The sequence below is a fragment of the Liquorilactobacillus capillatus DSM 19910 genome (assembly GCF_001434915.1).
Taxonomy (GTDB): domain Bacteria; phylum Bacillota; class Bacilli; order Lactobacillales; family Lactobacillaceae; genus Liquorilactobacillus; species Liquorilactobacillus capillatus.
In genome coordinates this window covers 39,182-45,933 of record NZ_AZEF01000021.1, presented here as the reverse complement: position 1 = coordinate 45,933, position 6,752 = coordinate 39,182, and the positions used below count along the sequence as shown (strand labels likewise).

Here is a 6,752-nt window from a genome sequence, read left to right as displayed (position 1 = left end):
TCTGTCATTAGTAATAGAGAAATCTATTACCAACAACAGATATTGTAGAACCCTTTTAGCGACATTCATTGATAATTCTAGCTAACTTTTCAGGTGATTCCTGTAAACCATTTTTTAACCAATAACGGATGACGCCAACAATTCCATTGAGGTAGAACTCATACATGTATTGGCTCTCGTGAATACCAAGCTGCGGGTTCATTTTACGGTCTTGTTCAAGAAGCTTATTTTTAGTTGATGAGAGGAAATGAGTGAGAAAGTCATGGTCGTTACCAAGAATGTAAGCTGCAACAGCATGATTCTCCTTAACTACACCTAAGATACCTGTTAAAACCATCTCCCATGAATCACACTGTTGATTTAGAGCGAGCTCTTCAAAAAGTTCGTCACTGACACTCTTCTCCATTGCACGCATACAATCAGGAACATCCTTATAATGTGCATAGAAAGTCCCCCGATTAACATCAGCGATTTTACAGACAGCAGTGACGGTAATCTCGTTTAGTGAATTATTGTTTTCATGCAGTAATTGAATCAGACTTTCTTGAATAATACGTTTTGTCATCTGCGCCCGCCGATTATTTTTGATACCTACCATTTTTTCACCTCATTAAATAAATATTAATAGCGAATTTGTTCAGTTAATAACACTTCGTTATAAATTGATGATTGAAATTTACACTAATCTAAATTAACATATTGTTATTATTTAAACACAGTATTCATTAAATGTCACTATGTGTTTTTAACTATTAATGAGGAAGGGATAAAGCATGCACGAGAGAAAAAGAGTTTTTATTATCCAAGCAGTTATATGGTTGATTGTTATGCTGGCCGCAGTTGTTTTGCTGCCTAATGTCAGCAATCTTCTTCGCGAAAAAGGCCAAACTAAGCTGCCTAGCACCGCTAAAAGTCAAGTAGCCCAAGCTATTCAAGATAATTGGGGACGAAATCAAGGAGGAGCCCGGCAGGTAATCGTAGTTTTTAATAACGGAGACTCGCCATTAACAAGTAAGCAAAAAAACGCTATTGAACAAACAATTAGTCATTTTAAGCAGAATAAGCAGAAGTATCATGTCAAAAGTTTGACATCTGCAAATGATAATGCCGCTACTAAGAAGCAACTGATCTCAAAAGATAATTCAACTCAGCTATTACAACTAATGGTAGGTAGCCAGCAAACGGTTGCTGAGATGAATAAGAGTATTACTAAGGCTGCTAAGACAAGTGGTGTTAAGACCTATGTTACGGGAAGTGATATCTTAAATGATGATTTCACCCAAGAAACAGAGGCCGGAATTAAAAAGACAGAGTTGATCACGGTTATCTTTATCTTTATTGTTTTGATGCTTGTTTTCAAGTCACCGATCACACCGTTAGTTTCGTTACTATCAGTTGGTGTGTCATTTATTATTTCATTAAGTATTGTAATGAATCTGGTTGATCGATTTGATTTTCCCTTATCTAACTTCACTCAGGTTTTTATGGTAGTTGTTTTGTTTGGGATCGGGACAGATTATAATATTTTACTTTTTGATCAATTTAAAGAAGAACTTAGCCGTGGCGGTAGTAAAGTTGCTGCTACGCAGGCCGCTTTAAAAACAGCAGGACGAACTATTCTATATAGTGGTTCATCAGTTCTAATCGGTTTTGCGACCTTAGGATTGGCTAAGTTTTCGGTTTACCGGTCAGCTGTCGGCGTTGCGGTCGCAGTTGCTGTTTTATTACTGGTGTTGCTGACACTAAATCCATTTTTTATGGCTATCTTAGGGCCAAAGTTATTTTGGCCAATGAAAACTTTCAATGGCGGCAGCAGTAGTAAACTGTGGCATGGTTTAGCAACACGTGCTGTTCGTTTACCGTTAGTATATCTTGCTATTGTACTTGGGGTTTCTTTACCATTTTTACTCATTTTTAATAATGAGTTGAACTACGATACACTTGCAGAACTGAACGATTCAATTCCGGCTAAGCAAGGATTCAAAGTTGTTCAGAATCATTTTTCAAAAGGGACAGCAGAACCATCGACATTATATCTTAAAAGTAGTCATCCTTTAAATAATGAGCGTGATTTAAGAGAGATCGATGCTTTAACTAAACGTTTGCAAAAAATCGATGGGGTCAAAACAGTTGCCTCGGTTACGCAACCTGGTGGAACTCCAATAAAGAAACTGTATGTTAACAAGCAGTTAACGAGTGTTACAGGTGGGATGAGATCTGCTCGAAACGGGTTGAATAAAATCGGCAATGGTTTAGACAGCGCGAGCGGACAGATCGGTAATGCAAATATTCAACAAGGAGTTGAAGGTGCTAAGAAACTGGCTGCTGGAACAACCAAATTGCAAAATGGCAGTCAGCAATTAGGTAATGGTGCAGGACAACTAGCCAATGGAGCTAGTGCACTGCGACAAGGAACGGTCACGTATGCTAACGGTGTTTTCACGGTCAACAATGGTCTTAATCGATTAAACAGTAAGACAGGAACGCTGGCCAATGGAGTCTCACGGCTAGCAACAGGAGCAACCTCATTGAACAATGGTTTGGGACAATTGAATAGCAAAACAGGTCAGTTAACTGCTGGGATCGGACAGTTAGCTAATGGGACCGGCTCATTGTTTACCGGAACACAATCACTTTCTAATGGTCTTAATACCTTAGACAGCAAAAAAGATGAGGTGGCTGCTGGAACGGCAACTTTAAATACAAGTGTTGCAAAATTACAGCAAGGTTCAGCTCAGGTTTCAAGTGGACTTCAAGAACTGCAGAGTAAAGTTAATACCGCTACAGCTACGGGAAACACAGGTCAAATTGAGGAATTAAAGACGAATTTACAGAAACTAAACACGGCAATGACTGCTTTGGAACAAAGTACTAGTACAACATCATTGCCTGATCTCAGTAAGCTCCAAACAACTACACAGGCTTTGACAGCCTCAAGTGATAAGGTGAACGCGGATGCGCAAGCACTGCAAAAGGCACTAAGTCAGCTAGTTAGTTCATCTTCAACCAATGCTGGTTTTAGTTCTACCGATATTGCTGGTGTTATTACAGCAGTTAATCAAGGTGCACAGAAAAATGGTGGACAAGCTTTGAGTTCACAACAAACAGCTGCATTGACTGCTGCTCTTAATGCGGTTTCTCAAAAAATCGCTACACAAAAAACGAATGCTCAAAGCGGACTTAGTACTGCAAATGATAGTGCTAACGAACTTAAAAATGATTTAAGCTCGCTTTCGGCAACTGGTACATCTTTAGCGGGTGAATTAAGTCAATTACAGTCATTGAGCACCCAAATGAGTAAATTATCCGATTTAGGAACATTGGCATCAAATTCAATTCAGGCCAATAATGCTTCAATTCAGGCGCTGGACAAGCTTAGCCAAGCTATTACAGGGATGCAACAGATTCAAGTTGCCCTGGGCGGAACGTCAAATCAAATAGGTTTAGTGAATGGTTCACAGCAAGTAGCGACTGGGCTTAGTCAATTGAGTTCCGGAACGAATGAGTTAAAGGATAAATTAGGTGAATATACAAACGGGGTGGCCAGTGCAGCAACTGGAGCAAATAAACTGACTAATGGAGCGGCATCCCTAAACAATGGTGTCAGCCAGTTAAGTTCTAAGACTCCGGCACTAGTTAGCGGTATTGGACAGCTAAATGCAGGTTCTGGGCAGTTAGCTGCTGGAATGACAACACTACAAGGTCAAATTCCACAACTCACTGGTGCAATTGGAGCTTTAAATGCGGGAACTAATAAACTGGCAGCTAGTTCTTCGCAGCTAACCAATGGGGCAGCACAACTTGCATCAGGTAATCAAACCTTAGCTGAAAAGCAAGGCCAATTGACGACAGGCTTAGGAACAGTTAATGCTGGTCAGCAGGCAATGTCTAATTCACTCCAAGCACTTGTGCCACAGATGGCCACACTACAAAATGGGTTGCAATCTGCTAGTGCGGGGACGAAGAAGATTAATAGTGGGGTCAAAACCGCAAACGGTTATTTAAAGGGTCTTAAAAATTCAGCTGCCGCTGATACTTACTATGTTCCTGAACAAGTATTGAAGGGAAAAACCTATAATAAGGCAATTAAAGCCTATATGTCTGCAGACAAGCATGCGGCTTCAATTACCATTATTTTAAATGAAAATCCAAGTTCAAAAAAAGCAATGAAGAAGATTACGGAGATCCAGGCACAGGCACAGAAATCGTTACAAGGAACACCATTAGCCAATGCAACGGTCGCTGCTGGCGGGGAAACGTCATTTATTAACGATATCCAGAAAATTGCCTCAAATGACTTTGTGCGGACAGCCTCAATCATGTTGATTGGAATCTTGTTAGCCCTAATGGTGATTACACGTTCAATTTTACAACCATTCTATATTTTAGGAACATTACTGCTGGCATACGTCATGTCCTTAAGTATTACGCGTTTAATCAGTCATCTTTTCTTAGGCCAGGATATGCTTACTTGGAATACACCATTTTTCGGGTTCATTATGTTGATTGCTTTAGGGGTTGATTACAGTATCTTTTTGATGATGAAGTACCGAGAGTTTGATAATGCGACAGCAACACCTAGTACAAGGATTATTCGGGCATCAGCCGTCATCGGTGCTGTTGTCTTATCAGCAGCATTGATTTTAAGCGGAACTTTCGCAGCCCTAATTCCATCTGGTGTATTGACACTGATCCAGGTGGCGTTAGTTGTGATTATTGGTTTGGGTATCTTGGTATTTGCTATTCCAGTAGTGATCCCAAGCTTGATTAGATTAACTTATCCGCTAACTGATCGAATGGAAAAACAACAAATAGATGAAGACAGAAAGTAATAATCTTTAAAAAAACCAAGTGTAACAGTTAGCTAGTATTACTTATAATAAGTATGATTAAATTAATAGATCAGATCAAAAATAAACTTTTGGTCTGATCTTTTTTTGATTCTCGTACTTCAAATTAGCTAGTAAGTAACGAGTAGTTAACCTTAGTTTCTGAAATAAAACTTTATTTGAAAAGAATAAAACAGGTTCTTTTTCTAATTATAATGAATATAATTCATCTATCAATGAAAAAGTTGAATTTTATTTATCATAAGAACTAAGATATACTGTCATTATCAAAGACAAAGGGATCACACCAAGGAGGATGGTTGGATATGGGAGATATATTCGCAGATCGAGTAGTAGTTGGCTCAGAAGATCGCTTAGCTGAAATGTTTGGCGGAGACTTAGGTAATGAGGGAATTAAATTTTCTGCAGGTAACCCTAACGCACAGTTCTTTCCAGTGACAGAGATGAAGCAAGCTTTCAACCATGCTATCGAAGCGTATGGTAATCAGATGTTTGAATATCAAACAGTAAGTGGATTTTCACAATTACGGAGACAACTAACAACGTGGGCTGAACAAACAGCGCAGATCAGCACTACTCCGGCCAATATTTTATTAACACAAGGTGGACAACAGGCTTTAGACCTTATTGGAAAACTTCTGTTAAACGCAGGCGATGAGATCGTAGTTGAAGCGCCAACTTATGTGGGTGCTCTGTCAGCTTTTGATCAGTATGATCCACGTTATTATGATGTTGCACTTGAACCGGATGGTCTGAATTTAACGCAGTTAGAGCACTTACTGCAGCATCATCCAGGAATTAAGTTATTATATACTGTGCCTGATTTTCATAACCCGACCGGTGTAACGATGTCGCTTGCCAAACGGAAAAGGTTAGTTACACTTGCTGAAAAATATGATTTTCTTATTCTTGAGGATACCCCTTATCGTGATTTGCGTTATAAGGGAAAACAGCTACCTGCAATTAAATCATTTGATCGGCAAGGACATGTTTTGTTTGTCAGCAGTTTTTCCAAGATCCTTATGCCAGGGTTACGAGTAGGCTGGGTAGTAGCTGACCAAGCAATAATCCAGCGGCTACGCAAATTAAAAACTAGCAGTGATTTAGAAACACCGGGGCTTGTTTTAGCAGCATTAGAACAATATATGGAGCACAATGACTTAAAGAAACATATTGCAGGGATGTTGCCAACGTATCGTAGCCGACTAGAGGCAATGCTTGCAGTGCTTGATGAGACAATGCCCGCAGAAGTTGAATATACGCGACCAGAGGGTGGCTTCTTTATCTGGTTAACATTACCGGATGCAATAAATGTACAGAAGCTGTTAAACGAAACGTGTATCCCAGAAGATAAGATTAGTTTTGTCCCTGGAAAAGTTTTCTATGCGCATAAGGATCAGCAGAATGGTATTCGCTTAAACTTTTCTGGTGTAAGTGAAGAGCAAATTAAGCTCGGGATTACTAAGCTTTCTAACAGTCTTCGACAAGCTATTATGCTAAAAAAAGTTAAAATCGCTCTTTAGCTTTAATTGAGCTAAAAAAGTACCACCACTTAGTAAGTTTCGCGATAATAAATATAATACTAAAGAAACAGGACTCGAATTATTTTGGAGTCCTGTTTCTTTGATATATAAAGGACTAAATTATAAACTAATTAGAATTCAATAGTCCTTAGTAACATATTTATATTGATAAATGTTTAAAAAAAGAATCTTTTTAGACCGATAAAATATACAAAAAAACTAGAGTTTAACAGCGTCAATTTAAAATAACTTATTTTTAGCTAGTAATAATTAAGAACGCTATCATGCCTAGCTAATAATTATATTAATAAATTTCTTTCGTTACCTTTTAGAAAGTAAAAGTTCTGTGCTGGCAAAATTATATAAACTAAAGTTTGAA

3 protein-coding genes are annotated in these 6,752 nt (G+C 38.6%); 2 read left to right on the top strand and 1 reads right to left on the bottom strand.

What is annotated here, in order from left to right; translation table 11 throughout:
• Positions 1-55: 55 nt before the first annotated feature.
• Positions 56-598, bottom strand: a complete 543-nt coding sequence (locus FC81_RS05095; protein WP_057743778.1) for a TetR/AcrR family transcriptional regulator — start codon at positions 596-598, stop codon at positions 56-58.
• A gap of 175 nt (positions 599-773) precedes the next feature.
• Here FC81_RS05095 and FC81_RS05090 point away from each other — a divergent pair, with 175 nt between their 5' ends.
• Both FC81_RS05090 and FC81_RS05085 read left to right on the top strand, forming a co-directional pair.
• Positions 774-4,832, top strand: a complete 4,059-nt coding sequence (locus tag FC81_RS05090) for an MMPL family transporter (protein WP_057743775.1) — start codon at positions 774-776, stop codon at positions 4,830-4,832.
• A 323-nt stretch (positions 4,833-5,155) separates the two neighbouring features.
• Positions 5,156-6,373 carry an aminotransferase-like domain-containing protein gene (locus FC81_RS05085; RefSeq protein WP_057743772.1) on the top strand — a complete coding sequence of 406 codons (1,218 nt, stop codon included), beginning with the start codon at positions 5,156-5,158 and terminating at the stop codon, positions 6,371-6,373.
• Positions 6,374-6,752: the final 379 nt, after the last annotated feature.

What these genes read in the sequence shown, in the direction of transcription:
- FC81_RS05095 (WP_057743778.1), bottom strand. Translation starts at nt 598, where the DNA reads ATGGTAGGTATCAAAAATAATCGGCGGGCGCAGATGACAAAACGTATT.
- FC81_RS05090 (WP_057743775.1), top strand. Translation starts at nt 774, where the DNA reads ATGCACGAGAGAAAAAGAGTTTTTATTATCCAAGCAGTTATATGGTTG.
- FC81_RS05085 (WP_057743772.1), top strand. Translation starts at nt 5,156, where the DNA reads ATGGGAGATATATTCGCAGATCGAGTAGTAGTTGGCTCAGAAGATCGC.